The following is a 25,999-nucleotide window of genomic DNA, read 5'->3' on the forward strand; positions in this document are numbered from 1 at the left end:
GTGACTCACCTCGCGGCGGCAGCCATACTGGAGGGCATGACGGCACAGCCTTCGGAATACCACCGGCGCGTGGCAGCGCAGAAGCGGACGGCCATCGTCGAGGCAGCGACGAAGCTCTTCCTCGACTCCGGCTACGACGGCACCTCGCTCGCCCGCATCGCCGAGGCGGCCGGAGTGTCGAGGGCGACTCTGTTCAAGCAGTTCACCACCAAGGCGGCCCTGTTCGAGGCGATCGTCACCGAATACTGGAAGGTCGACGACGAGGAGGCGCCCCTCCCTGAGCCAGGGAACCTCCGCGCAGGGCTCGAAACCATCGGACGCCGATACGTGGCCCTTCTCACCCAACCCGGCATGGCCGCCCTCTTCCGCATCGTCATCGCCGAGGTGCCGCGCTTTCCGGAACTCGGCGCGACCCAGTTCAAGCTCGGCAAGATGCCCTACTTCGAATCGGTCCGCAGCTACCTGGCAGCGGAGAACGCCGCTGGTACGGCCCGGCTTGACGATGCCGAGATGGCGGCGACCCAGTTCCTCGGAATGATCTCCAACTACGTGTTCTGGCCCCGGATGCTGCTCGCACGCTGGGAGCCCGACGACTCCGCCATCACCAACGCGGTCGACCAAGCGGTGCTGACCATGCTCGCCCGGTACGGCGCGCCGGGGGCCCACGACGCCTGAGACACCGGCGGCCCCACCGCTCAGCGCAACCACCCGACAGTCCCAGCCGCCAGGTGTACAACGCGGCGTTCAGCGCCGACGGGAGTTCACGCCCGGCGCCCCACGGGCAGCGAGGCGCCGGGCGCGAGCCGATGCCGCAGCGGAGAGCCGTTGCGACGACCCGTCTCGGGACCTCACACGCAGGTGTTGCCGTCGTTCCAGGTCTTGGTGGTGTTGCCCGGCAGTGCCTGCCAATGGACGACGGCGCACTGGAAGTTCTGCCGTGTCTCGTTGCCGACGGTGTACTCGTAGGACGTTGGGTATTTCATCCAGCCCGCTTCGCATCCCTCGTTGCACCAGTAGTCGCCGATGTCACCCCATACGGGCCATGCGCCGCTGCGAGGAGACCAGTAGACGGTCCCCTTCTCGAACTGCGTCCGGCGGCCGATCCCGTCGGGGTTGACCAACTCGTCAGTGAGCGGACAGCCGAGAGACCCCTCAGGGCCGCCCATGGCGAGGTACCGCTTCTCGATGTCGCCCAGTACCCGGTGACCGCAGTAGTCGCCGTCGGCCTGGGCGGCAGGCGAGGCCGACACCACGAGCGTGCCCACCAGCAGGGCGAGCAGGCCCACAGTGGAAGCCGCCTTCCTCGGCTTCCTGGTCCGGACGGTTCCCTGGATACGCGCCATGCGTCCTCCTTGTAGTCGAGTGAACGGATGCCACCCCTCTGCAATGGCGGTGGCACACGATCAGCCCAACGACGCACCCAGGGCAGGAGGCACGAAGTCACCGTCCCCTCGCGTGCGCGCGAAGCGAACCGCGCGCGAAGCGAACCGCGCGCGAAGCGAACGAGCAATCCCAGCGCTCTCTCAGCGCCCTCCCGAGTCCTCCCGCGTCGTCATGGGCCCGTGGGGCAGTTGCCCTCGGGGTTCGTCCCGGTGGCGGCCGCGCTCAGCGGTGCCGGTCGACGACGGCGTCGACGATGGCGGCCACTGCCGCGCGGTCGGTGGGGCGGAGGTCGACGGAGTTGTGGATGGAGAGCCCTTCGATCAGTGCGTCGAGGGCTCGCGCGGTGAGGGGGTCGAAGTGCCTTGCCAGCGAGTCGCGGCTGGCTTGCATCCAGGACCGCATGACGCTGCGCACCTCGGGGTGGCGGGTGGCGAAGGCGTAGAGCTCGTAGCTGAGCAGCAGGTTGCGGTCGGTTCCCCAGACTTTGCCGCAGATGATCTCGACGACCGCCTCCCGCGCCTCCCGGGGTGACTGCGCCGCCTCCAGGAGGGCCCCGTACCGCGTGGAGACGGACTCCGCGTGCCGGGTGAACGCGTCGGTGAGCAGGTGCTGCATGTCGTCGAAGTAGTAGGTGAGCGAGCCGAGCGGCACCCCGGCCGCGTCGGCGATCTTGCGGAAGGTCACTTTGATGGCGCCGTGCTCGGCGATGACGTCGAGCGCGGCGTCGAGGATGCGTTCGCGGCGCCGGGGGTCGTTGGGGCCGCGGGTGCTGCCTGTCATCGCCGTTGTCTGCCTTGTCTCCTCGGACATCCACTCGGTGTGTACATTTGTGCATACTCGGTGGGTGCGCGGACTCGTTGCCTGCCTGCCCATTCTGTCGAATGCCAGCGGAGCCCCTTCTTGATAGACCGCGCCGTGCCAGACCGCGCCGTGCGCCGACGCCGTCGTGCGCTGTTCCTGTTCTTCTTCCTCAACGGCATCGCGATGTCCTCGTGGGTCACGCGTACGCCGGACATCCGTGATCGCCTGGGCGTGTCCACCGGGCAGATGGGTCTGGTGCTGTTCGGGCTGTCGGTGGGCTCCATGGCCGGCGTCCTGTGTTCCGGCCGCCTCGTGTCGAGGTTCGGCACCAGGCCCGTGACGGCACTCGCCACCCTCCTGGTCGTCGCGAGCGTGGCCGTCATCGGGGTCGGCAGCGTCCTGGCCTCCGCGTCGCTGGTCACCGCCGGACTGTGTGTGTTCGGCCTGGGGATCGGGTCGGGTGAGGTAGCGATCAACGTGGACGGCGCCGACGTGGAACGGATCACCGACACGGCGGTTCTGCCCACGCTGCACGGATGCTTCAGCCTGGGCACGGTCATCGGCGGCCTGGCCGGGATGGCGGCCACCGCGGCGTCGTTCCCCGTCCACTGGCACCTGGCGGCAGTGGCCGTGCTGACGGCCGCGATCTTCGTGTACGCCATCGGCGCCGTCCCCGCCAGGATCGGAATCCGCGCCGTTCCGCGGGACTCCGAGGGGGCACGGCCTTCGAGGCCGCAGGTGTGGAGGGACCGCAGGCTCCTGCTGATCGGGGCCGTCGTTCTGGCGATGGCTCTCGCCGAGGGGGCTGCCAACGACTGGCTGCCGCTGCTCATGGTCGACGGCCACGGGCTCGACGCCGCAGCCGGCTCACTCGTCTACGTGGGGTTCGCGGCGGCGATGACCCTGGGGCGCTTCAGCGGCACGTTCTTCCTCAACCGTTACGGCCGCGCGGTCGTCGTGCGGGCCAGCGCGATCTCCGGCGCCGTCGGCCTGGTCCTGGTCATCTTCTCCGACAACGCCGTCGTGGCGGCGGGCGCCGTCCTGTTCTGGGGCCTGGGCGCGTCCCTGGGCTTCCCGGTGGCCCTGTCAGCCGCAGGCGATTCGGGGCCCGACGAGACCGCCCGCGTCAGTCTCGTGGCCACGATCGGTTACATCGCGTTCCTCGTGGGGCCTCCCACTCTCGGTTTCCTGGGCGATCACTACGGACTGCGTTCGGCGATGGTGGTGGTGCTGGCCTTCGTCGCCACCGCCATCCTCATCGCCCCTGCCGCCGGTCCTCGCACACGTGCTCCTGATTCCGTGCGCGCCTGACCGAACCTCCCCGGCGCCGACACTCCTTCCCGAATGTACGTGGAGCCTTGGCGCGCCCCCGCCCGCGGAACTCGCCCAGTACGGCCGAGCCAGAACACCGAGGAATGATCGCCTGCCCAGCCCACTTCGGCGAACCGAACCGCTCGGCCGAACCACGGCCGCGACGCCTGTCGGTGTCGTGGGGAGGGGGTGGCACGCCGGTAGGCTGCGTCGATCGGAAGTCGATCGGAGTTCACCTGTGAGTCGTCCACGCCTGGGGATCGCGGTCCTGACCATGGGCAACCGACCCGCCGAGCTGAAGGCGCTGCTGGAGTCGGTGGCACGGCAGACCCTGCCGGCCACGCGGATCGTGGTGGTGGGCAACGGCAGCCCGCTGCCCGAGCTGCCCGCGGGTGTGGACGGGGTGGAGCTGGAGGAGAACCTCGGGGTGTCCGGCGGCCGGAACGTGGCCATCGAGCACCTGCGGGCGTGCGGGGACGTGGACGTCGTCGTCGACCTGGACGACGACGGGCTGCTCGTGGACGACGGCGTGTTCGCGAAGCTGGCCTCGATGTACGAGGCCGATGAACGGCTGGGGATCGTGTCGTTCCGGATCGCTGACGAGCGGGGTCGCACGCAGCGTCGGCATGTGCCGCGCCTGCGGTCGAAGGACCCGATGCGGGCCGGGGAGGTGACGACGTTCCTGGGCGGCGGGCACGGGCTGTCGATGCGGATGCTGGAACGGATCGGTGGCTGGCCGGAGCAGTTCTTCTTCGCGCATGAGGAGACCGATCTGGCGTGGCGGGCGCTGGATGACGGGTGGCGGGTGGTGTACGAGCCGACGCTGCTGCTGCAGCATCCCTGGACGTCACCGGCCCGTCATGCGGTCTATTACCGCATGACGGCCCGCAACCGGGTGTGGCTGGCCAAGCGGCATCTGCCCGCGCCACTGGTCCCGGCCTATCTCGGGGTGTGGGCCCTGCTGACGGTGGTGCGGACGCGGTCGTGGGACGGATGGCGGGCCTGGGCGGGCGGGTTTGCCGAGGGTGTCCGTGAGTCGGGCGGGCCGCGGCGACCGATGCGGTGGGCGACCGTGGCCCGGATGACCCGCCTGGGCCGCCCACCGGTCGTCTAGGCGCGCTGTCCGGCCGCCTGGCGCAGCCAGCCGGGCAGTGCGGCGGGAGAGTGGAATTCGTCTCCGTCCTCGACGCCGATGGCGCTGCCAGCCCGAGACCCGTTGCATCAGGGGGTGGCGGCGTAGCCGCCCAAAGGGCCGCCGGGCGGCATCTGCGTCTCCAACAACCTGAGTGCCGGGGAAGTGTCCGGATACTACGACTATGACCGCCTGCGCCGATGGTTCCGCAGGCGCGGCGTCCGCCACCGCAAAGCCCGCAAAGGAATCGCGTCTTGGCAACCGTTCGCCCGCCACCGATGGGCTGTCGAAAGGACCGGTTCCTGTCAGTGGGAGGATCCGACACTGCTGACCCAGACACGGAAGGGCCTGACCTCCGGGTCGGTCTCGGTCTGCGCTGAGAGACAGTCCGGCCAGGCGATGAAACCTGGCTCGCTGTCGGCGAGAAATCTCTCGACTATCGGAGCGAGGTCGTCGGAAGGCTTATAGGTACCGCTGAAGGGCAACATATCCGGGGGCACAGAACCGGTCGAGCACCGGAGCTGACCTGCCTGTTGGTCGTGCCACACGTAGAACGTCGCCACCCCGGAGACCCCCAACTGGCTAATATGTTCCCGGATGGCAGCAGCGGTCCGCTCGAAGGCAGCCACGACCTCGGCGACGGACAACGAAGCTTGTCCCCGTCAGTTGCACCCAGCGACCAGGTGTTGGTCGCCCACTCCACCCGCCGGTCAGCCGGCTCCAGTACCAGAGGCTCGTCCGCCACCTCAGCGATCCACGTCAACAGCACCACAGCAGTATCGTGCAGTTCTCACGGGGCCGCGCGCAGTCACCTCTCCTTACGATGTAGTTGTCATGAGACAAATAAAGGAATCGACCATACCGCCATGAACAGACGGGCTGGGTCGAACAATGGGGGCGGATGGGGCAGTTCAACTGCCTCGGAGTTGGCCTGAAATAGGCGGTGATGGTGGGCTTCAGGTGTCGAAGCGCGCCGAACGGAGAGGTTTCGGACACGACCACTGCCGTGGTGGTCGCGGCGGCTCCCGGCCTGGCTATGACGCCGAAGCCGGAGTTGCCCGAGCCGGAGAGTCCGTGGACGAAACCGACGAAGATCGAAACCGACACGTTCCTCTACGCCGTGGGTGGTCCGGTGAATCGCGTACCCGCATGGGTAAAGGCAGCCTTGTCGGTAACGTTCGGGATCGCCCTGCCGGCTACGCCGCTTTGTGGTGGCGCCACCGCCGTAGCGGCACCGCTGGCTGACCAATCCGGTGACCTCTGGCGAAGGGCGGCAGGCTGGGTCCAGCATCCAACTGCCGCCGTTCCTCTGCTCAACTGCTTGGCTCTGCACGAGCGGGATGTCCTTCGCCGGCGAGCGGAGCGGGGACGGGAGGAGCGGGAGTCAGGGGCGGATGAGGGCCTTGAGGACCTGGCGGTCGGCCATCGCCCGGTAGGCGTGCGGCGCCCGGTCGAGGGTGAACTCCTGGTCGAAGACGCGGCCGGGGGTGATGGTGCCGTCCAGGACGTCGGGCAGCAGCTGCTCGATGTAGGCGCGGGCGGGGCTGGCGCCGCCGGTCAGGGTGATGTTGCGCATGAACTCGGCCGGGCCGATCGGGCCCTGCTCGTACTGGGGGACGCCCAGGCGGCTGATGGTGCCGCCGTCCAGGACGGCGCCGAGCGCGGTGTCGAGGGCCGGGCGGGTGCCGACGGCCTCGACGACCTTGTCCACGCCGCCGGTCAGCTCGCGGATGCGGGCGATGCCCTCCTCGCCCCGCTCGGCGACCACGTCCGTGGCGCCGAACTCACGGCCCAGGCCGGTGCGGGCTTCGTGGCGGCCGGCGAGCACGATCCGCTCGGCGCCGAGGCGCTTGGCGGCGATCACCGCGCACAGTCCGACCGCGCCGTCGCCGACGACCAGCACCGCATCCCCGCGGCCGATGCCGGCGGTGACGGCGCCGTGGTGGCCGGTGGTCATCACGTCCGACAGCGCCAGCAGCGACGGCAGTAGTGCGGAATCAGCCGCCACCGGCAGCTTGACCAGGGTGCCGTCCGCGTGCGGGACGCGGACGGCTTCGCCCTGCCCGCCGTCGACGCCGTCGAAGCCGTACCGGCCGCCGTTGCGGCACGAGATGTGCAGGCCCTTGGCGCAGTAGTCGCAGGTGTTGTCGCTGTAGGTGAACGGGGCAACGACCAGGTCCCCCCTCTCCAGGCCGGTCACCTTCGCACCGGTCTCCTCGACGACGCCGAGGAACTCGTGGCCCATGGGGCGGCCGGTGCCGGTGACGGGCATCGACTGGTAGGGCCACAGGTCGCTGCCGCACACACAGGAGGCGACGATGCGAACCACGGCGTCGGCGGGCTGGACGACCTTCGGGTCGGGTCGGTCCTCGACGCGGACGTCACCGGCTCCGTACATCATTGCTGCACGCATCAGGGGTTACTGCTCCAAACGGGGTTCGTACTGAGGGCGCGACGGATGTCAGCGTTCGAGCATCCGGGCCTGAGCCTCGGTGTGGGTGTCGCCGGCCGGGGGCGGCAGGCTGGAGAGCCGGTCGAGCTGCTCGGCGGTGAGCGTGACCGTGTCAGCGGCGGTGTTCTCCTCGACCCGGCTGACGCGCTTGGTGCCGGGGATCGGGGCGATGTCGTCGCCCTGGGCGAGCAGCCAGGCCAGCGCCACCTGACCGGGTGTGGCACCCGCCTCGTCGGCCAGGGCCTTGACCTCGTCGGCCAGCGCAAGGTTGCGCTGGAAGTTCTCGCCCGTGAAACGCGGGTTGCCGCGACGGAAGTCGTTCTCGTCGAACTGGTCGGTGGAGCGCACGGTGCCGGTCAGGAAGCCGCGGCCCAGTGGGGAGGACGGCACCAGGCCGATGTTCAGCTCCCGCAGGACGGGTAGCACGCGTTCCTCGATCCCTCGGGTGAACAGCGAGTACTCGGACTGCACCGCGGTGACGGGCTGGACGGCGTGGGCCCGGCGGATGGTGTGCGGACCGGCCTCGGAGAGCCCGAAGGCACGCACCTTGCCCTCGTCGATCAGCTCCTTGACGGCGCCGGCGGTCTCCTCGATCGGAGTGTTCGGATCGACGCGGTGCTGGTAGTACAGGTCGATGTGGTCGGTGCCCAGGCGCTTGAGGGAGCCCTCGATCGCGGTGCGGATGTTGGCCGGGGAGGAGTCCAGGTTCCACGCGCCTTCGCCGGCGTGCGAGACCAAGCCGAACTTGCTGGCCAGCACCACCTTCTCCCGGCGGCCCTTCAGCGCCCGCCCGAGCAGCTCCTCGTTGATGTAGGGGCCGTAGATCTCGGCGGTGTCGATCAGCGTGACGCCCAGCTCAAGGGCCCGGTGCACGGTCCTGATCGACTCCGCGTCATCGGTGCCCGAGCCGGTGTAACCGTGGGACATGCCCATCGCACCCAGCCCTATCCGGGAAACCTCCAGGTCACGCAGCTTGATGTACCGCATCTCGCCCTCTTCCGATCATGGTGTTGCCCGGTCTCTCGCTCTCGTCCGGCCCCAGACAGGCCGCGCTTGCCGAAGTTCGGCGGCGCAAGAGGCCGGCGTCTTCCCCATTCACCTTCGCCCGGGTTGCTCGGGTGTGGCAGGGCGGGCTCTTCAGGGGTAACGGCAGGGCCCCCTCCCGTCTGCGGCGCGGCTGCCCGCCGGGTGAAAATGGGGTCATGGCATCCCAGAGCGCGAACAGCGAGGGCGCCGAGCTGGGCCGCTTCCTGCGCGCCCGCCGCACCCAGACCAGCCCAGACCATGTCGGCCTCACGGTCGGCGCCGGCGTCCGTCGCACCCCCGGCCTGCGCCGCGAAGAGCTGGCCACCCTCGCCGGCATCAGCATCGACTACTACGTACGCCTGGAACGCGGCAAGGAGACCCGGCCCAGCCCGGCCGTCCTCGACGCGCTCGCCCGCGCTCTGCACATGGACGACCAGGAGCATCAGCACCTGCGTGAGCTCGCCGCGCGTGCGGCCCGCTACGCTCCCGAACCGCCCCCGGCCCCCAGCCGCTCCGTGCGTCCTCACCTGAAGCTGCTGCTGGAGTCACTGCGTCCGAACCCCGCCTACGTCATCAGCCGCAGCATGGACCTGCTGGCCTGGAACCCCGGCGGCCTCGCCCTTTACGCGGGACTGGAGGACTGGCCGGCCAAACACCGCAATCTCGCCCGCTATCTCTTCCTCCACCCCGCAGCCCGCGACCTCTTCACCGACTGGGACCGCCAGATCACCGCCTGCGTCGCCCGCCTGCGCGCCACCGCCGGCACCGCCCCCGATGCCCCGGACCTGACGAACCTCGTCGGCGAGCTGCTCCTCAAGAGCCCCGACTTCGCCCGGCTGTGGGAACGCTACGAAGTCACCGGCCGCAAGCCCGCGCAGAAGACCTTCCACCACCCCCGCGTCGGCACCGTCACGCTCACCTCCCAGTCCATGCAACTGGAAGGCACCCCCGGCCAGCGCATCGGCGTGTACACCGCCGAACCCGGCACCCCCGACCACGACGCCCTGCTCCTGCTCGACACGACTACGCCCGCAGCCGCGCCGAGCCACCAAGCCCCGCACACCTCGCCCTGACCGCTGCCCACACACAGGGGGCGAGCTCAAGTGGTCAGAGCATTACTGCTGATCTCCTGAACGTCGCAGGTCGCGAAAATCATGGCAGGGACTCCGCCGCAGTAAATCCGGTACCTACTGCGGCAGTTGCGAATGCGTCTCCGCGGTTGAGCATCCGCCCGCATGCGGTTCTGCTAGGGAAGCAGATCTTCCGTCACGGGCAGGCACTCGGCGAGCAGGCCGACGACGTCGCGCCAGGCTCGCTGCGCGTGCTGCGGGTGATAGCCGACGCCGGGGACCGTGGGGTGGTCCACCGGCGGATGGTGGAAGGCGTGCAAGGCGCCGCCGTAGACCGTGAGGCGCCAATCGACGCCTGCGGCCTGCATCTCGGCGGTGAACGCGTTCCGTTGTGCGGGCGACATGATCGGGTCTTCCGATCCGACGCCGGCCCACACCGGGCAGCGAATGCGCGCTGCCTCGCCCGGTCGGCCCGTGGTCAGTGCGTTGACTGTCCCGATCGCGCGCAGGGTGACGCCGTCGCGCCCGAGTTCCAGCCCGACGGCGCCTCCGGTGCCGTAGCCGATGGCGGCGATCCGGTCGGGGTCGGCCCGCGATTCGGTGCGCAACACGTCGAGCGCCGCGTGGCCGATGCCCCGCATCCGGTCGGGATCAGCGAGCAGCGGCAGGCAACGGGCCAGCATTTCCTCGGGCTCGCACAAATAGCGCCCGCCGTGAAGGTCGAAGGCCAGCGCTACGTATCCCAGCTCGGCGAGAGCATCGGCCCGGCGGCGCTCGACGTCGCTGAGCCCCATGCCCTCTGGTCCGAGCAGCACCGCGGGCCGGCGGTCCCTACCGGCCGGGAGCGCGAGGTGCCCGATCATCGTCAGACCGTCGGCCGGATACTCGACCGTACGCGTCGTAATCGTCGTCATGAGACTGGACTGTAGTGATCGCCGAGCCCGGTCCGGCCGGTGTTCTGCCGCTGGCAGAGCAGCGTAGGCGTCACTCTGGAATACCGGACGGGCCCGGCGCTACCGGGGAAGCACGTGCAGGTGACCCGGGACGCAGAGCGAGGCACACCTTTTCGATCACCTTGCGCGTGAGGGGCTTGGCCAGCTTGATCCCGCGCATCGTCCTGAGCGTCGTCGTGCACAAGGAACCCGTCGACGTCGGCCGCATCGCCGCCTGGCCCTCATCATCGCGGCCGTGGCCCTCGCACGGGCCACGCCGACGGAGTGACGATACGCGGACGACGTTATACGGGGAGTCCTGGGGTACTCGCCTCATCGTGCCGAGGGCTCTGGCCGGACCTCAGCCCTTGGCAGCAACGATCGCGACAGAGAGGGAAGTTCTCAGATGAGCACGGTCAAGGAAGCGGTGGACGTGCAGGTTCCCGTGCACACCGCCTACAACCAGTGGACCCAGTTCGAGGAGTTCCCGCACTTCATGGAGGGGGTCGAGGAGGTCAGGCAGCTCGACGAGCGGCACAACCACTGGATCACCCAGGTCAGCGGTGTGAAGCGCGAGTTCGATACCGAGATCGTCGACCAGCTCCCCGACGAGCGCATCACGTGGCGTACCACCACGGGTGACACCAGTCAGAAGGGCACGGTCCGCTTCCAGCGCCTGGACGACACGCACACCCGGGTCGAACTCGTCATGGACGTCGAGCCCACCGGCGTCGCGGAGAAGACCGGCGACATGCTGGGAGTCATCGACCGCCGGGTGAAGGGCGACATGCAGCGCTTCAAGGAGTACATCGAGAAGCGCGGCGACGAGTCCGGGGCCTGGCGCGGGCGCATCAGGCCGGGTGAGTGACCCCGCGGCCGTCCCGCGTCTCACCGGCCGAGCGACCACACAATGCGGGTGGGCCCGCCCCTTCGGCAAGGGGCGGGCCCACCCGCGTGTCCAGGCAGCGCCATCAGGACGAAAGCTGCGCCGGGCCCGGCCTTCCTCCCTCCGAGACCCCCCTTGCGGCAGTGGGATGGGGGAAACAACGCCGTGGCAACCGATCGTCACTCCTCGAACGGCGTGGCGAACAACATGTCCTCGACCGTGGGAACCGCGAAATCAGCTAGGTGACGACGGCCGACCTCTGCGAAGGGGTGCATCACCACCGACGTCGGATTCCCGCGGCAGATCGAGAGGATGGTGTTCACGGCGTGCTGCTTGAAATCCTCCCTGGGGAAGGCGGCGAGTATGTCCTCCAGGGCGTCGGCAGGAATTCGCTGAAGGCCTTGCCCGGCGAAATCGACTGCGGAGCCGACGGAGACCATGGCGATCTCCGGCCTTTTCCGGCTGGCTATGCTACTGCTGGTATGCAGGGCGATGGCGTCCCAGACGACTGCAACCCGGTCCTCCGGCACACCCTGTTTCCTGAGGAACCTCTGCGCGGCGTCGGCACCCCCGACTTCGAAGCGTTCGCCCGGTACCTGGTAGGTCTCCAGCAACCCGAGGTCGTGCAGGACCGCGGCGACGAAGGCCAGCTCCCGGTCGTAGCGGACACCTTGGCGCTCGAAGAGCACAGCACTGTAGAGGTACGTCCGCATGACGTGGTTGAAAAGGGTCACGGAGGACGCGCTCCGGGCGAATCTCACGGTTTCCCGTGTCAGATCGGTGTTAGGGATACGAATTCCCGCGACCGATGCCGGCAGCGCGTGGTCCCGGGAAATCGACCTACTGTCACCCTGTGCCGCAACGGCGGAGGGAGTGGAGATCGCTGCGGCGAGCAGGGAGGCCGCACCGACCGCGGCAACACCCGTGCTGCTTCGTAGCACTGACCGCCGGGTTACGTCGCTTGCGGCATCGTGGTCGCTTCTTTCAGACATGCGAGTTGCCTTCTCTTCAGTGGTGCGGACATGAAGAGCCTATGGAGGGCATGAAGGAGTTCGACAGTGGGGTGAATGACAACGACCGCTTGGTTAGTGCCAGATGACGAACTTCTGGATGGCTTGGTCGGGCGTCAGGTGGTGGACTTCTCCTTGAGATTTCGGGAGAACGCCGTCGCGGACGCGCGCGACGCCTGTTCCACGATGCTGATGCCGACCTCCTGCGTGCTGCAGCCGTTGAGAAGTACCGCCATCAGGTAGACGTGCCCCTCATGCTGTATCCGACCGATGCTGTTGACGTCCCACTTCTTGGTCTGAGTCCGCTTGAGCCACCCGTTCTTGAGTGCCGTCGTGCCCGAGTCGGCTGCCGCAGACACGCCCCAGGACTGGCTGCCCACGACGTGCCGCATCAGGTCCTGGATGTAGGCACGCGACGCCTCACTCAGGGGCGACTTGTCGCCGAACACGGACTGAAGCAGGCGTATCTGGTCTTCCGCTGTGGTCTGGGTGATGCCCCAGACGGTCCCTTCACCGCCCTGTGTCTGGGACAGGCCGAGCCGTTCGTTGGCCGCGTCGAGCCCCGGAGCACTGCCTATCCGAGTCCACAAGGCACTGGTGGAGTTGTTGTCGCTCTTCTGGATCATGGCAGCGGACTGGGCACGCTCCTCGGTGCTCAACTTCCGCCCCTCGTCCTGGGCCTGGAGCAGCAGGGTCGCCAGGATGTCCACCTTCACGATGCTGGCGGTGTCGAAGGCGTCGTGTCCGTACGTCGCCATGGCACCGCTGTCGACGTCCAGCATGGCCACGGACATCCGGTTGGCGCCGAAGAGTGCGGTCACGGAGGCCAGAGCCGGTTCGAGATCGAAGGACTCCTGTGCCGGGGTGGGCGACGGCAGCGGTGTCGGTGCGTCCGCAGGCGCCTCGCCTGCCTTCGCCCGGGCAGAGGCGGCCGGTGGGGCCGGAGCCTTCGCCCGGGCGGGCGTGGACGACTCACCGGAGTCGCTCCCGGTGACGGCATAGGTGGTGACGCCGCCGATGAGGACCACGACCGATGTCACGGTCCACGTTATGCGGCGGCGCCTGGCCCTGCGGCGGCGTCGTTGCTCCCGGCGGGAGCGGCCGCGTCGCCGAACAGGTGGGTTCTCATGCACGGGGGAGATGATAATCGAATCGAAGTTCGAGATTCTCAAGTGTCTCGGCGGTGTGTCCACTCCCGGGCGTCGGCCCTTTCGAGGTCGGTCAGGGTGCCCCTCCGGGGCGTGGTCACAGGTGCCGCGAGGACAACAGTCCTCAAGGACGCGCTTCGTCGCGTGAACGAAGCGTAGTCCCGCCCGGCCGGGCGGGAGTTGAAGGCGGTGACCAAGGTGCGTCAGCCGGGTACACCAGGGGTGGAGGACTGCGGGAGCCGGAGGTGAGCGGGTGCGGTGGAGCCGGCCGTCGGCGGGCCCGGGGTGCCGCCAGGACGTCCGCCCGACGACGTTGCGGCGTCGGTAGGCGGCCCGGTCGAGCCGGCAGAGGCTGTCTCCTTGGCGGATGCGGCCGTTGATCTGGTCGATCCGCTCGGAGATGGCCGCCTTGATGCCGCGTCTGCGCAGGTAGGAGCGGATCTTCGTGGACGAGTAGCCCTTGTCGGCGACGACCCGCTCGGGCCGGGTCCTGGGCCGGCCGGGACCGCACCGCGCGATGCGGATACGGGCCAGGACCTGCTCGAACTGGGTGCAGTCGTTGACGATTCCGGCGGTGATCGGGAGGCGAGCGGCCGGCCCTGCCCGTCGCAGGCGAGATGGATCTCTGTCGTCAGCCCGCGCGGGACCGCCCGAGCGCCTCGCCCGGCCGGGCACCCCCCTCTTTCGGGCCCCGGCCGCGTGCTGGTGTGCTCGCACGGCCGTGGAGTCGGCACACGTGACGGTCCAGTCGACCGCACCGACGGCATCGCAGCGCTGCTGGACGTGGGCCAGGAGCCGGTCCCAGGTCCCGTCGGCCGACCAGCGGCGGAAGCGCTCGTAGACCGTCTTCCACGGCCCGTACCGCTCGGGAGGGTCCCGCCAGGCCGCAACCGTGGACAGCGTCCACAGGACCCCGTTGACCACCTGACGGCGATCGCGTACCGGTCGGCCCATCCGCGGCGGAGCCAGGAACGGCTCGATCACCGCCCACGACTCATCGGTCAGCTCATGACGACGCACCACGAATTACCTTGACGACAATCCTGCGGCACCCCCTGCTAGCGGCCAGTTGACCGATTGTGAGGGATTCCCTACGAGATCCGAGTGAGATCCATGATCCAGTTGGTGCGCCAGGTGGTTCCGCCGTCGTATGAGAACGCCTGCTCCCACCGTGGGGTTTCGAGATCGAGGGTCGTCCATTTGAAACGGACTTTGACCTCGTGCCCGCCCAGGACGTCCTCGCAGAAGAACTGGCCGACGCCGTGGGCGAAAGAGCCCTCGACATAGGGGTCCAGGTGCCCGGGTCGGCCGCTGGAGGCCCACCAGATCCGCCACACCTTGGCCTCCGGATCGAACTGTCGCAGAGTGAACCCCTCGAAGCCATCGGTCCAGATCCGGTCGATATGGCCCAGACCGCCGAGGATCGGCTCTGCGGCAGCCGTCGCATCGAAGTCGATCCACTCCTCGCAGGTCGGATCAGTGACGTCGACCAGCTTGTGGTTGTGTACCCGCCAACGGCCGAAGATGAAGTCGAAGTCGGATCGCCCGTCGGCGGGCACGGCGGAACTCACAGCGAGGGCTCCTGAGAATCAGCACTGCCTTCGCGGTTCGGGCAGTGGCGGAAGCCGAGAACAATACTGTCTGTCGCCCGCCGGAGGGCTACATCTTGATCAAGGAATCGTCACGGAACGTGCCGGCGATGTGGAGTCCAGCGAGGTAGATGGTGGCGGTCTTGTCGTAGCGGGTCGCCAGGCCGCGCCATCGCTTGAGCCTGTCAATGCACCGCTCGACGGTGTTGCGCCGCTTGTACGCCTCGCGGTCGAAGGTCGGCGGACGGCCACTGAGCCGGCCGCGTTGCCTGCGGTTCGCGGCCTGGTCCGCGGCTGCGGAAGGAAATGGCCCAGCAGTAGGCCCGATGCCATGCCACTTTGGAGAGCCTGTCCATTGATGCGGGGCTGACGTCGCGTTTTACGTCGTGCCGTTGACCACCGACCCCGCATTCGCATGGGACTGGTTGCCCTAGACCCGGTGACGGTTGCCGTGGACTTCGCCCGCTGGCCGTCGGCTAGCAAGAGGGCGACAGCTTCGGTCTTGTCGCTGCCGGCTTGTCAGTGGCTCCTGGCACCATGCGCGCATGGACCCACAGAGCAAGGAGAAGAAGACGCTGTCGGCGTTCCTCGCGGCGCAGCGAGCCAGCGTGCTGGCCATTGTCGACGGGCTCGACACGCAGGCACTGAGCACGCCGGTCCTGCCCTCCGGCTGGACGCCTCTCGGACTCATAGAACATCTGGGGCACGCGGAGAGGCACTGGTTCCAGGAGGTCGTCACCGGAGCGGCCGAGCCGTTGCCGTGGCCCGATGACCATGCCCCACTGACGACACCGCGAGCGCCGGAGGTGGTTTTCGCCTTCTACGACGACCAGTGCCGCCGTTCCGACGCCGTGATCGCCCGCACTCCGTTGTCGGCAGTCCCGCGGGGTCGTCACCCTGAACCCATGGGGGACGAACTCGCCGACCTGCGCGGGATCATCCTTCACGTTGTGGAAGAGACCGCCCGACACGCCGGCCATCTGGACGTCTGCCGCGAACTCCTCGATGGGCAAACGGGACTCGGACCTCGCTGAGCACCGGACCGTAGCGCTGACCGGCACCAGGCTTTCACTGTCGATACAGCCCTAAGGGGGCGGCCGTGGGGCGGCTCCGGGTGGTGGCGCGGGGCTGGCGCGCGGTTTGGTGGGTGAGGAGGAGCGGCGTGTCGGGGGAGTCGTGGAAGTCGAACGCGTCAGGGTCGAGGCCCGTGTCTGTGTGTTCCGAGCACGTCGCTGAGCGGTAGAAGCTTCATCATGCCGTGCTCCTTGCTGCCGCCGGATGCCCGGAGCAGGGGCGCACGAGCCTCCGTCGCGGTGTGGAGCGCAGGGCCCGCGGCGCGTGCTGTCGAGGTCGGGTTCCAGGGCGTCGCGGACAGGGTTCGGGTAGGCGACGTGGGAGGCAGCGGCCGTCTGGTGAGTCTCTGTTGTGCTTTGCCCTGTCCACCGCATCACCTACGACACCAACGGTTGGTTCATGGCGTCTCAGCCGCCCTGCCATCCTCTGAGATGTCCCTATCGGCCGTAGGGCGGGCAACAACCTTCGCTCCTCGGAGAGTGCCCTCGCGCCGGACGGCGGAGCACCTGGCATCGCTGTCGGTGGCAGGCCACTTTTCCGTAGCTCCGTAAGCGGAGGGCCAGACCTTTGATCGGCATCGGGATTCGTCAACTGGTTGGCGAGTGGGATTCCTCTGTGGGTGACGGTGGGATTGAGTCGCGAGGTCTGCGGCCTGCCGTTCCGGCGGCAGAGGCGCCGGAACGGCAGGCCGCGTCAAACGCCTAGTTTCGGCTGATTTCAGATGTTGATCGTCATAGTCCGCCGTTGGGTGGGCGCCTGGCAGCCAAAGAAACCGGCCGTCACATTGCCTCGGAAAGGGAATGCCCGTATGGCTGACTGGCTCAAGATCAACGGCGGTCTCACCCAGATCGCGGTCGGCTCCAGGACCAACGTCTGGGGCGTCAACGCCAACGGCAACATCTACACGTACACCAACAACGATGCCGGTCCGTGGCTGCAGATCCCCGGTTCGGCCGTCGACATCGGGGTCGGCGCGGACGGTACCGTCTGGCACGTCAACAGCGCGGGAGGCATCTTCCGCTACACCGGAGACCAGCCCAGTTAAACCGGGCTCTCCTCATCACAGGGGTCCCCCAGCCCACCAGCAGGGGGCCCCTGCTCTCCCGCCACGCCCCCAAGGACTCGGCACGGCAGCCCGGCAGGGCAAGCCGACGGGCATGGGTGCAGCCCGGTGCAACGGCGAGGAGGACGGCGGCGGGGAGGAACGAGCCCCGGCCCCGGTGGCCAGCCGGTGAAGGGCGTGGGCCCGAAACGGCCCCACGCGGCAAAGACAGCCAGGGCGAGGTAGATCAGGTCGCCCGTGATGGTGGCTCTCTCGCCACGGTGCAGGCGCATGGTGACCGCGCAGGCGAAGAGCAGAACGAGTCCGGTGGCTGTCAGCGGCACCAGCGCCAACGCGATGTCGAGCACTGCGGGAAGGATCAGACTGGCCACAGCCAGTAGCTCGACGGCGCCGATGGCCTTGAGAACGCCGAGGCTGAACTCCAAGATCCACAGCGCGACGTTCATCAACTGCCTGATCGAGGACTTCCGCCCCGAGACAAGGCAGCGACTGGGCCTGCGACATGCCCGAACCCAGACAGTGGGGCGGACGGCGGTACCGCCCTCGTCGTCGGGGAGTCATTTGAAGCGGTGTGTCAGCCGCCGTCGCCAGGGGGCAGTTGCGGACCGCTACCCGCACGCTGTCTCCTCTCGGCCTGTCCCCGGCTGACGTCCTGAGCGGGCTGGACCACCACGCCGAAGACCTCGAAGCCCCGTTCGCCACCTGCATATACCTCACCTGCCAGCCGGCCTCGGGCCTCTGCGAGTTCGCCTCCGCCGGTCACCTGCCGCCTGTCGGTCAGCGCGCCGCCGGGTGACAGCGAGACGGGCGGGAAGGCCGACCAGGGGCAGTCCTCCGGCCCCGCCGACCACAGACATCGGACGCGGTGAGTCGCCTTCGCGCAGGCCGAATTCCTCCCCCGGTTGCCGGTGAAGGAGAACGGTGTCTTGCTGGAAACAGGGGCAAGCCCGATGGGAGCGGAAGTGCCGACGGGCCGTTCCGGGGCGCCGTGCGGCCACCTGCGGAAAGGTTCGCCAATGATCACGCTGCTGACCGGCGCCACCGTGTGGGACGGGCTCGACGACAGGCCCGCCGGAGTCCGCGACATCCTGATCGAGAAGGGCAGGATCTCCAAGATCGCCGAGAAGATCACAGCACCCAATGGGGCCGTGGTGATCGACCTGGCCGGGCACACGGTGACCCCCGGGTTCATGGACTGCCACACCCACGTCACCGTCACCCCGGCGATCTTTCCGGTCCTGACCCGCTCAGCCGCGGCGACCGCACTGGCGACCATCCCGGTGCTCAAGGCGATGCTGCTCAACGGGTTCACCACCATCCGGGACCTGATGACCGCCGACACCGGGTACAACACCCTCGATCTGCGCGACGCGATCGCCGCAGGACGGATCGAGGGACCGCGCATGCTGGTGGCCCCGCACCTGATCTCCGCGCGGGGCGCACACGGCGACTTCTCCGGGGCACTGGACGACCAGTACCAAGGCCGGACGCGACCGATGGAACTGGCCGCTGCCGACGGCTGCGACGAGATCCGCAGCCGAGTGCGCACCGAGATCCGCGCCGGCGCCGACTGGATCAAGTTCGGTGCCACCGGCGGGTTCTCCAGTCCCTCGGACGATCCGGCCCAGACGACCTACAGCCAGGAAGAGATGGACGCCCTGGTCGCCACCGCCCGCGATCTGGGCCGCCACGCCACCCCCCACTGCTACGGCGACGAAGGGGTGCGCCGGGCGGTGCACGCCGGGGTGCGCAGCATCGAGCACGGCAACCTCGCCACCGCCGACACACTGCAGATCATGATCGACAAGGGTGTCTACCTGGTGCCGACTCAGTTCACCACCCTCGACGACGCCCGCCACGTCGATGACGACGCCTTCTGGGCAGGCCAGCCTGCCTTCAAGCGCCGCAAGTACAAGATTCACCAGAAGGCTCTGCTGGACGGCGCGGACCATGTCGCGAACTCCGACGTCAAGATCGCCTTCGGGACCGACGCCGGCATGTTCCCGCACGCTGAGAACTGGAAGGAGTTCCCCACCATGGTCTCCACCGGCATCACCCCCGCTCGCGCCCTGAAGGCCGCGACCAGCGTCGCCGCCGAACTCCTCGAGCTCGACGACCTCGGCGTCCTCGCACCGGGCAGGACCGCCGACATCATTGCCATGCCGGGCGACCCGTTCACCGACATCGACGTCACCGGCCAGGCCGACTTCGTCATGAAGGAAGGCGTCGTCCACAAGCGACCCTGAGCGGGAAGTTGTCTCAGCGGACTCGCCGTCTCCCGCCGGAAGGGCAGGAAGTTGACGACACCGGCGTCCTCAGGCACGGGTCTCACGTGGGCACTGCCGCCGTATCTCTCCATGGAGGTACGCCCTCAGGGCGTGGGTCGTCCCGTTCATCTCCGGGATCATGGAAACCACCTGGGCGTCGACCATGGACGCCTCCCACGGGTTCAGTTCACCCGGCATGGCCCCTCCGCCTTGCCACTGGCGTCCGGGTGAGCAGGCCGATGGTCTGGACGACAGCCTTACGCTCGTCCCATGACAGAGTCGCCCCTCACCGAAGCTGCCATCGTCGAGGCCGAAAGGGAACTCGGTGTTTCCTTCCCCGACGAGTACCGGGCGTATCTGCGCGAGGTGAGCGCCGGCGGGGCACTCTTCCGGCTGGAGCGGACCGGGCGTGGTTGGTGGTGGGCCGGGAACGACGAGGGGCGGCGCGAGCTGCTGGCTACTCCCTTTCCGCATCCCGACTCCTACGCCGGGGCGGATTACGAGCTGATGGCGCGTGAGCCACAGCCTGAGGCCTTCGAGGATGATGCCGCCTACCGGGAGGCTTGGTGTGCCTGGGACGACGAGGCCGACCGGTTCGAGGACCTGAAGACGGCCGGTGCGGTCGTCATCCAGGAGCACGGCTGCGGCTTCTCCACCTTGTTGGCCCTGACCGGCTCTCTGGCTGGCACGGTTTGGTGGGATGGACGGGCTGCCTGTGACCTGATCGTCCCGCTGTCCTTGGATCACGTCGGCGGCGGCCAGCCCGTTCAGTTCGGGCAGTGGTTGGATTACGGTTCCTGGGCACTCTTGCCGCCGGGCTGGGGGCCATCCGTTCCACCAAGTCCTGTTGTTCACCGGTGACTTTGACTTTGTGGTCAGCGTCGGCTCCAGACAAGGATGCCTGCGGGGTGCAGTGCGGCCCGGTAGGCGATCGCGAGCTTGTCGGTTCGTGTGGTTGTCATCGTCGGGGTCCGCCGCCAGGACGGCTGCGAGGGTCCGCTCCCAGGTGCCATCGACGGCTCACCTGATCAGCCGCTTGTGAGCGGTCTGGAAGGAGCCGAGCTCGTCGGGAAGGTCCCGCCAGGGCGAATTGGTGCGGCACTTCCACGCGATGGCCTCAAGAGCGCGGCGGTGGTTGGCCCAGCGCCGCCCGCGTATCGGATCCACCGGGATCAACGGCCGGATCCGGTCCCACATCGCATCGGTGATCACTCATGGGACGGACACACTCGCTCAACTGATCAACCCGTCAAAGAGTCCACGCTGCAGTACCGCAACGGTGTTTGCCGTGACCGACGGCCGGATCGACGCCGACTTCGAGGAGCAGCGCGGGGAAGACGCCCTCACCGCCTCCGCGACCTCACGCCACCCGCACCAGCTCACCCGGGCAGGATTCGTCACCACTCGCCGCGAGGGTGCTATCACGTCCTCTACTCCCTCGGCCTCGCCCGTCTCGACCAGATCGCCACAGCCCTCACCGCCCTCACCCCCGGGTCGAGCCCGAAGCCCGAAGCCCGAGCGAGCATGCTGCGAAACCCCAGGAGACCGTCACCGCCAAGCCGGACGTGAGCTGGCCGTCGTCAGACGACCGTTTCACGACGGGGGAGCCGGATGCCGACCGGCCGTCTGGGATCATCGGGGCGCTACCCAGGCCCCGGCGGCAGGTGGACGGTCATGATCAGGTGGCAAGCCTCGGCGCCCGAACCGCGGTAGGTGTGGGTGGTGTCGGCGTCGAAGGTGGCGGTCTGGCCGGCGGCGACGGGGTATTCGGTGCCGTCGACGACGAGGACCATCTCGCCGGCGGTGACACTGACGGTCTCGGTCACGCCGGCCTGGTGGGGGTGGCTGGGGTATTCCTCGCCGGGCTCCAGGGTCCAGCGCCAGACTTCGGTGGCCGCCGGTCCGCTGGTGGTCAGCATGAGCCGGGCCTCGCTGCCGTGCTCGCCCTTCCACAGGGGCATGACGGTGTCGGCGTCCACTACCCGCACCCGCTGTTCGGGGCGGCCCTCCATCAGGGCGGAGACGGAGGCGCCGAGGGTGTCGGCGAGGCGGACCAGGGTGGCGAAGTTCGGGTTGCCCTGCGCTTTCTCCAGGGCGACGAGGGCGCCCTTGCTGACCTTGGCGCGGCGGCCAAGTTCGTCCAGGGAGAGTCCGGCGCGGGTGCGGGCCGCGCGGACGTTGTGCGCGAGCGTTCGCAGCGCCGCCTCGGTCTCGGTCATCGCTGTCACCCCTTCAAGCGGATCGGTCACTGCACTGGCCCGTTCGGTCGTTCGGTTGACGACCATCGGTCGGTGCGTTGTACGGTGTAGTCGTTCCATTGATAGTAAGGGATGTTCTACCTGTGATCGCTCTGCTGCTGGCCCTGGGCAGTTCTCTGGCCTACGGATGCGCCGACTTCCTCGGCGGTCTGGGCGCCCGCAAGGCCCATGTCCTGCGCACCGTGATGATCGCGGCCCCGGCCTCGCTCACCGTCGAGCTGCTGCTGTGGCCCTTCCTTGGCGCCTCCTTTGCCCCGGCCACCCTCGCCTGGGGCGCGGCCTCCGGTGTGGCCTCGGCCGCCGCGTTCGCGCTGCTCTACAAGACCTTGGCGATCGGCCCGATGAACGTGCTGTCCCCAGTCACCGCGCTGGTGTCGGCGATGCTGCCGGTCGGCGTGGGGCTGGTGCAGGGCGAGCACCTGGGCCTGGCCGGACTGATCGGCCTGCCGCTGGCGCTGGCCGCCGTGGTGCTGGTCAGCGCCGGGCACGGCGCGAAGTCGGCCCGCCCCTCGCGCACCGCGCTGCTGCTCGCCCTCGGCGCCGGGGCCGCGATCGCCCTGCAACTGATCTTCCTGCACCAGGCGCCCTCCGACAGCGGCGTGGGCCCGCTGATCGTCGGTCGTGCCGTCTCCTCCGTCGTCACCCTGGCCGCCGCCGGCGTGATGTTCCGGCGCCTGGGCGCGGAGAAGCCCGCGTACGGGATCTCGGCGGCGGCCGGTGTGCTGGACTCGGTGGCCAACCTGCTGTTCCTGCTCGCCGCCCGCAGCGGCGACCTCGCCGTCGTCGCCGTGATCACCGCCCTGTACCCGGCCGGCACCGTCCTGCTCGCCCGCGGTGTCCTGGCCGAACGCATCCACCGCGGCCAGCTGATCGGGCTGGGCACCGCCGCCGTTGCCGTCAGCCTCCTCGCCCTCACCTGACCCCGCACCCCCGCACCCCCGTACCTCTGGAAGGAGCCCGGCGATGTTCATCCAGCCCTGGGACGCCGCACTGGACGACACCGAATGGCAGACCTGGATCTCGGACGGCCACGACTTCGGCATCCTCAGCGTCAACGGCCTGCTCGGACACGCACCGATCACCGTGCCCACCCACTTCACCGTCGACGGCACCGCCCTGCTGATCCACCTCGCCCGCCCCAACCCCGTCTGGAAGACGATCGAGGTCGACCCGAACGTCACCTTCACCGTCACCGGTGACTACGCCTTCATCCCCGGACCCTGGCGCGCCAAGCCCGACCTCCCGCCCACCGACGGAGTGCCCACCAGCTACTACGCCGCTGTCCAGTTCACCTGCCAGGCCACCATCGTCGACGACCCTGAGGCCAAGGCCGAACTGCTGCGACGCCAGATGGCCCACTTCCAGCCCGACGGCGACCACGCCCCCATCGAAACAGACCAGCCCCCTTACGGGCGGATGCTGCCCGGCATCCGCGGCCTGCGCCTCAACGTCACCGAGGTCCGCGCCAAGTTCAAGTACGACGACCACAAGCCCGCCGAACAGCGCACCGACACCGCCCGCCGGCTCACCGAACGCGGCACCGGCCTGGACGCACCCACCGCGGCCCAGCAGCTCCGCCGCCTGGACCGCATCGGCACCTGGAAGCCCTGACCGTCCCCCGACCCGCTCACAGAACGGAACTGCTCCCACGATGACCGCCTTCCGCATCAGCCACGCCGTCGCCGACGCCTTCCCCGACACGCTCATCGCCGTCGTCACCGCCACCGGCATGAACGGCCGCGAGTCCTGGCCCCACACCGTTGCCGCAGTGGAGGACTTGGAGCAGGATCTCGCCTCCGGCACCTGGGCCCCCGCCGACGAGAGCGACCCGCGCATCGAGGCGTGGCACACCGCCTACCGTTCCTTCGGCACCAACCCCCGCCGCATCCGGCCCAGCGTCGACGCCCTCGGCCGCCGCCTGGCGAAGAAGGGCACCCTGCCCCGCATCAACCCGGCCGTCGACTCCTACAACGCCGTCTCCGTACGCCACGGCCTGCCCGCCGGCGCCTTCGACCTCGACCACGTCACCGGCGACGTCGAGATCCGCTACGCCGAAGGCACCGAGACCTTCACCCCGCTCGGCGAACCCGACACCGTCGAGAACCCCAAGCCAGGCGAGATCATCTACACCGACACCACCGACGTCCTCACCCGTCATTGGAACCACCGGGACGCCCACCGCACCCGCGTCACCGAAGACTCCACCCACGTCGCCTTCGTCCTCGAAACCCTGAACGCCACCCGCGACGGCCACCGCCTGACCACCGCCGCGGAGGAATTGCGGGTCCTGCTCACCGAACACTCCGCCCAGAGCGCCGTCCACTACCTCAGCCCCGCACACCCGCAGGTCACCCTCTGACACAACGCCCCCTGGCATCTCAGTGGGCAGCGCAGGCTGAACAGCACCTCGTTCGGGCGTTGGTGCTCACTCCTGGCCACCGCCGTCATCGTCGTCCTCCAGCGCCAGCGCCAGCGCATGCGGATCGCGCAGCACGACGACGTTGAGGAGCAGGCCGAACACCATGTCGGAGTACGAGGCGTTGTCGGTCGCCACCAGCTCCGGCTTCACGCCGCCGTCGAGGTTCGGCAGGGAACCCCAGGATGTACAGGGAGTCGCGGGGTGCCGGGGACGACCATCTGCCCGATGCCCGCGGCCTGGTCATTGACGGCGTTGAGCCAGGTGATACCCGCTTGAACTCGAAGTACTTCGGCGACGGGGCGTTCGCGCACCAGATGGCGGGCCACGCTCAGCAGCCAGGGCAACGGGGGGGCAACGGAGGGGAGGCATGTCGCCCAGGCGTCGCCGGGCGACCGTGAAGGTCTCGCTGGTGATGTCCTCTCCCACTTGCCGTCCGACCAGGCTCGTGGCGTAGGCGAGGACCCGCGGGTATTGCTTTCCGTAGACACCGCGGAAGCGCTCGGCAGGTGTCACGCGCCCTCCTCTCGTATCGGGTGTTCACACCGATACGAGCAATGCGCACAGTGCCCCGCTTCTGTGCCGCGCTGACCGCGGGACACACCGCGCGGGCACGGCGTGGCAGGACGCGACGGCCTCTCCGCCTCACAGGGGCGGGGATTGTCTGATGCCCCATTGTGATGCGCGGGTGTACAACCCCGTGTGGATGCCGGCTGTCTGTACAGCGCTGGAGGAATGAGCCTTCGGCGCCTTCGCGTACGGAGAGTGGGGATCAGGTGGGGAAGCAGGTCTGGAGAGTCGTCGTGGCCGGTGGTGCGGCGGCGGTGTTCACGGCCGTGGCCGCGGCGCCGGCCGGGGCCGCGGAGGGCGGGGTCTCGTTCACCCGTGTCCGGGTGAACGGCGGCAAGTCGATCGTCATCGGGGTGTCGAACGAGGTCTCGGTGCCCGCCTCATTCCGGATGGCGACCACGCGTCAGTGGAAGTGGCCGGCGGTGTTCCTGTACCGCGGTGGTGCGTCGGGTGAGCGGCTGTGGCACGCCATCGAAACGAGCGACTGCATCAAGGTGAGCTCGGGAGTCTGCGACTTCAACGAGACGATGTACTTCGACCCCAGCGAGTGGGGGATGCGCAACAGCGAGGCCGGGGCCTGGAAGGTCGGGGCCGAGGTGTTCTTCAAGGGCGGCGGCGGTGACACCGACGACGAGGGTATGACGGTCCACGTCAAGCGCAACTCCCACCTGACCGTCAACGCCTCGCCCGAACCGGTGTCCAAGGGCAGGACCATCACCGTGACCGGAAAGGTCACGCGGGCCAACTGGGAGACCAGGAAGTACGCCGCCTACGGAGGCCGCCAGGTGAGCCTGCAGTTCAAGCCCGCCGGCGCCGCCTCCTACTCCACGGTGAAGAAGGTGTACGCGAACGGCTCGGGTGACCTCAGGACGACCGTGAAGGCCTCCAGGACGGGTATGTGGCGCTGGGTGTACTACGGCAACACCACCACCGGGCCGTCGACGTCGTCCGGAGACAACGTCGTGGTGAAGTGATGTCCGCGGTGCTGGCGCTGGCGGACTGACGGGGCAGAACAGGGGGGGCAACGGCGCCACGGTCGACGCCTTGCCTCCTGGCCGACCGCGAGCGGACGCGCATGGGCCTCAGTGGGGCATGGGAGCAGCCCAGGTGCCGGGGACAACGGCCTCGCCGCCTCCTAGAGGATGGGGAACCGGCGGCTTCCAGTCCAACGACGGGTACGGGTTCGCTGCGGCGGCGAGCGTCCTGCGGGAACACCGGCCAGGCCTCGGACGCCGTCAGCTCCGTGCCCGGCTGCCCGCCGCCCGGTCGCGCCCCCTGTGTGGCCGGGCGGCGGTGCGGCTCCGCCATTGGTGCGCAATCAGATGCAGGTGATCACCGACGACCAGGAGCAGCTGCTGGCGTGCTACGACCTCCCGGCCGGGCATCGGATCCATCTGCGGACCAGGAATCCCATCGAGTCCACGTTCTCCGGCGTTTGTCTGCGGACCAAGGTCACCTGCGGCGCCGGCTCCCGCACCGCTGCCCTGGCGATGGTCTTCAAGCTCGTCGAGTCCGTCGAGCAGCGGTGGCGGGCCGTGAACGGGGCGGGCTCTTCGAGCTCCCCACCTCGGTGGAAGCATGACCGGCATCAGTCAAGCCCCCAGGGAGACG

24 protein-coding genes and 5 pseudogenes are annotated in these 25,999 nt (G+C 68.7%); 15 read left to right on the forward strand and 14 right to left on the reverse strand.

The window, feature by feature from the left end:
- Positions 1 to 36: 36 nt before the first annotated feature.
- On the forward strand, positions 37 to 675 hold the full coding sequence (locus ACZ6IM_RS32065) for a TetR/AcrR family transcriptional regulator (protein ID WP_052843647.1): 639 nt from the start codon (positions 37 to 39) through the stop codon (positions 673 to 675).
- Positions 676 to 848: 173 nt separating this feature from the next.
- On the opposite strand, the gene ACZ6IM_RS32070 is transcribed toward ACZ6IM_RS32065, so the two are convergent.
- Together ACZ6IM_RS32070 and ACZ6IM_RS32075 are read right to left on the reverse strand one after the other, a co-directional pair.
- Positions 849 to 1,343, reverse strand: coding sequence for an LGFP repeat-containing protein (locus ACZ6IM_RS32070; protein ID WP_469561355.1), 495 nt, complete (start codon positions 1,341 to 1,343; stop codon positions 849 to 851).
- 262 nt (positions 1,344 to 1,605) lie between these two features.
- Positions 1,606 to 2,163: a TetR/AcrR family transcriptional regulator gene (locus ACZ6IM_RS32075; RefSeq protein ID WP_052843651.1), complete on the reverse strand. Its 558-nt coding sequence runs from the start codon at positions 2,161 to 2,163 to the stop codon at positions 1,606 to 1,608.
- 135 nt (positions 2,164 to 2,298) lie between these two features.
- Between ACZ6IM_RS32075 and ACZ6IM_RS32080 the strand changes: the two genes are divergently transcribed.
- Together ACZ6IM_RS32080 and ACZ6IM_RS32085 are read left to right on the forward strand one after the other, a co-directional pair.
- On the forward strand, positions 2,299 to 3,495 hold the full coding sequence (locus ACZ6IM_RS32080) for an MFS transporter (protein ID WP_052843653.1): 1,197 nt from the start codon (positions 2,299 to 2,301) through the stop codon (positions 3,493 to 3,495).
- Positions 3,496 to 3,733: 238 nt separating this feature from the next.
- Positions 3,734 to 4,609, forward strand: a complete 876-nt coding sequence (locus tag ACZ6IM_RS32085; RefSeq protein ID WP_469561360.1) for a glycosyltransferase family 2 protein — start codon at positions 3,734 to 3,736, stop codon at positions 4,607 to 4,609.
- Between the two features lie 1,402 nt (positions 4,610 to 6,011).
- Here ACZ6IM_RS32085 and ACZ6IM_RS32090 read toward each other — a convergent pair.
- Positions 6,012 to 7,040, reverse strand: a complete 1,029-nt coding sequence (locus ACZ6IM_RS32090; protein ID WP_469561363.1) for a zinc-binding dehydrogenase — start codon at positions 7,038 to 7,040, stop codon at positions 6,012 to 6,014.
- A gap of 48 nt (positions 7,041 to 7,088) precedes the next feature.
- Complete coding sequence (locus ACZ6IM_RS32095; protein ID WP_469561365.1) at positions 7,089 to 8,066, reverse strand: aldo/keto reductase; 978 nt, start codon at positions 8,064 to 8,066, stop codon at positions 7,089 to 7,091.
- Between the two features lie 215 nt (positions 8,067 to 8,281).
- On the opposite strand from ACZ6IM_RS32095, the gene ACZ6IM_RS32100 reads away from it, so the two are divergent.
- Entirely contained in the window at positions 8,282 to 9,178 is an 897-nt protein-coding gene (locus tag ACZ6IM_RS32100; RefSeq protein WP_469561368.1) for a helix-turn-helix transcriptional regulator, read from the forward strand.
- A gap of 173 nt (positions 9,179 to 9,351) precedes the next feature.
- On the opposite strand, the gene ACZ6IM_RS32105 is transcribed toward ACZ6IM_RS32100, so the two are convergent.
- Positions 9,352 to 10,089, reverse strand: coding sequence for a dienelactone hydrolase family protein (locus ACZ6IM_RS32105; RefSeq protein WP_469561371.1), 738 nt, complete (start codon positions 10,087 to 10,089; stop codon positions 9,352 to 9,354).
- A gap of 424 nt (positions 10,090 to 10,513) precedes the next feature.
- Between ACZ6IM_RS32105 and ACZ6IM_RS32110 the strand changes: the two genes are divergently transcribed.
- The gene (locus ACZ6IM_RS32110; protein WP_052843660.1) at positions 10,514 to 10,975 is read left to right on the forward strand and encodes an SRPBCC family protein; all 462 of its coding nucleotides are present in this window, start codon (positions 10,514 to 10,516) and stop codon (positions 10,973 to 10,975) included.
- Positions 10,976 to 11,172: 197 nt separating this feature from the next.
- Here the strand turns inward: ACZ6IM_RS32110 and ACZ6IM_RS32115 are convergent, their stop codons facing one another.
- From ACZ6IM_RS32115 to ACZ6IM_RS32135, 5 genes and pseudogenes are all read right to left on the reverse strand, one after another.
- Positions 11,173 to 11,985 (reverse strand): HD domain-containing protein, encoded by an 813-nt coding sequence (locus ACZ6IM_RS32115; protein ID WP_469561374.1) that lies wholly within the window; start codon positions 11,983 to 11,985, stop codon positions 11,173 to 11,175.
- Positions 11,986 to 12,119: 134 nt separating this feature from the next.
- On the reverse strand, positions 12,120 to 13,043 hold the full coding sequence (locus ACZ6IM_RS32120) for a serine hydrolase (protein ID WP_469561440.1): 924 nt from the start codon (positions 13,041 to 13,043) through the stop codon (positions 12,120 to 12,122).
- Between the two features lie 417 nt (positions 13,044 to 13,460).
- Positions 13,461 to 14,174: pseudogene (locus ACZ6IM_RS32125) on the reverse strand (IS5 family transposase); the annotation flags it as partial.
- 68 nt (positions 14,175 to 14,242) lie between these two features.
- The gene (locus ACZ6IM_RS32130; protein ID WP_469561377.1) at positions 14,243 to 14,722 is read right to left on the reverse strand and encodes a hypothetical protein; all 480 of its coding nucleotides are present in this window, start codon (positions 14,720 to 14,722) and stop codon (positions 14,243 to 14,245) included.
- Between the two features lie 88 nt (positions 14,723 to 14,810).
- Positions 14,811 to 15,032, reverse strand: a pseudogene (locus ACZ6IM_RS32135) (hypothetical protein); the annotation flags it as partial.
- 253 nt (positions 15,033 to 15,285) lie between these two features.
- Between ACZ6IM_RS32135 and ACZ6IM_RS32140 the strand changes: the two are divergent.
- Positions 15,286 to 15,774, forward strand: a complete 489-nt coding sequence (locus tag ACZ6IM_RS32140; RefSeq protein WP_469561380.1) for a DinB family protein — start codon at positions 15,286 to 15,288, stop codon at positions 15,772 to 15,774.
- 848 nt (positions 15,775 to 16,622) lie between these two features.
- Entirely contained in the window at positions 16,623 to 16,859 is a 237-nt protein-coding gene (locus tag ACZ6IM_RS32145) for a tectonin domain-containing protein (protein WP_469561383.1), read from the forward strand.
- Here ACZ6IM_RS32145 and ACZ6IM_RS32150 read toward each other — a convergent pair.
- Positions 16,856 to 17,323: a DoxX family protein gene (locus ACZ6IM_RS32150; RefSeq protein ID WP_469561385.1), complete on the reverse strand. Its 468-nt coding sequence runs from the start codon at positions 17,321 to 17,323 to the stop codon at positions 16,856 to 16,858. The two genes, ACZ6IM_RS32145 and ACZ6IM_RS32150, sit on opposite strands and share 4 nt — an antisense overlap.
- A 125-nt stretch (positions 17,324 to 17,448) precedes the next feature.
- Between ACZ6IM_RS32150 and ACZ6IM_RS32155 the strand changes: the two genes are divergently transcribed.
- The 3 genes from ACZ6IM_RS32155 to ACZ6IM_RS32165 all read left to right on the forward strand — a co-directional run bounded on the left by ACZ6IM_RS32155 (position 17,449) and on the right by ACZ6IM_RS32165 (position 20,005).
- Positions 17,449 to 17,673 (forward strand): SpoIIE family protein phosphatase, encoded by a 225-nt coding sequence (locus tag ACZ6IM_RS32155; RefSeq protein ID WP_469561388.1) that lies wholly within the window; start codon positions 17,449 to 17,451, stop codon positions 17,671 to 17,673.
- A gap of 220 nt (positions 17,674 to 17,893) precedes the next feature.
- Positions 17,894 to 19,123, forward strand: coding sequence for a metal-dependent hydrolase family protein (locus tag ACZ6IM_RS32160; protein WP_469561391.1), 1,230 nt, complete (start codon positions 17,894 to 17,896; stop codon positions 19,121 to 19,123).
- 291 nt (positions 19,124 to 19,414) lie between these two features.
- Positions 19,415 to 20,005 (forward strand): SMI1/KNR4 family protein, encoded by a 591-nt coding sequence (locus ACZ6IM_RS32165; protein ID WP_469561394.1) that lies wholly within the window; start codon positions 19,415 to 19,417, stop codon positions 20,003 to 20,005.
- Between the two features lie 96 nt (positions 20,006 to 20,101).
- Here ACZ6IM_RS32165 and ACZ6IM_RS32170 read toward each other — a convergent pair.
- Both ACZ6IM_RS32170 and ACZ6IM_RS32175 read right to left on the reverse strand, forming a co-directional pair.
- A pseudogene (locus ACZ6IM_RS32170) lies at positions 20,102 to 20,341 on the reverse strand (transposase); the annotation flags it as partial.
- A gap of 446 nt (positions 20,342 to 20,787) precedes the next feature.
- Complete coding sequence (locus ACZ6IM_RS32175) at positions 20,788 to 21,363, reverse strand: helix-turn-helix domain-containing protein (protein WP_052843667.1); 576 nt, start codon at positions 21,361 to 21,363, stop codon at positions 20,788 to 20,790.
- A gap of 122 nt (positions 21,364 to 21,485) precedes the next feature.
- On the opposite strand from ACZ6IM_RS32175, the gene ACZ6IM_RS32180 reads away from it, so the two are divergent.
- From ACZ6IM_RS32180 to ACZ6IM_RS32190, 3 genes are read left to right on the forward strand one after another with little or no spacing between them, the layout of a single operon-like run.
- On the forward strand, positions 21,486 to 22,322 hold the full coding sequence (locus ACZ6IM_RS32180; RefSeq protein ID WP_469561397.1) for an EamA family transporter: 837 nt from the start codon (positions 21,486 to 21,488) through the stop codon (positions 22,320 to 22,322).
- Positions 22,323 to 22,365: 43 nt separating this feature from the next.
- Entirely contained in the window at positions 22,366 to 23,013 is a 648-nt protein-coding gene (locus ACZ6IM_RS32185) for an FMN-binding negative transcriptional regulator (protein ID WP_469561400.1), read from the forward strand.
- A gap of 40 nt (positions 23,014 to 23,053) precedes the next feature.
- Positions 23,054 to 23,761: a B3/B4 domain-containing protein gene (locus ACZ6IM_RS32190; RefSeq protein ID WP_469561402.1), complete on the forward strand. Its 708-nt coding sequence runs from the start codon at positions 23,054 to 23,056 to the stop codon at positions 23,759 to 23,761.
- Positions 23,762 to 23,911: 150 nt separating this feature from the next.
- Here ACZ6IM_RS32190 and ACZ6IM_RS32195 read toward each other — a convergent pair.
- A pseudogene (locus tag ACZ6IM_RS32195) lies at positions 23,912 to 24,122 on the reverse strand (Tn3 family transposase); the annotation flags it as partial.
- A gap of 472 nt (positions 24,123 to 24,594) precedes the next feature.
- Here ACZ6IM_RS32195 and ACZ6IM_RS32200 point away from each other — a divergent pair.
- Positions 24,595 to 25,362 carry a hypothetical protein gene (locus ACZ6IM_RS32200; RefSeq protein WP_052843675.1) on the forward strand — a complete coding sequence of 256 codons (768 nt, stop codon included), beginning with the start codon at positions 24,595 to 24,597 and terminating at the stop codon, positions 25,360 to 25,362.
- Between the two features lie 357 nt (positions 25,363 to 25,719).
- Positions 25,720 to 25,929 (forward strand): annotated as a pseudogene (locus ACZ6IM_RS32205) (IS256 family transposase); the annotation flags it as partial.
- Positions 25,930 to 25,999 lie beyond the last annotated feature (70 nt).

Source organism: Streptomyces sp. NPDC042336, from assembly GCF_055581985.1.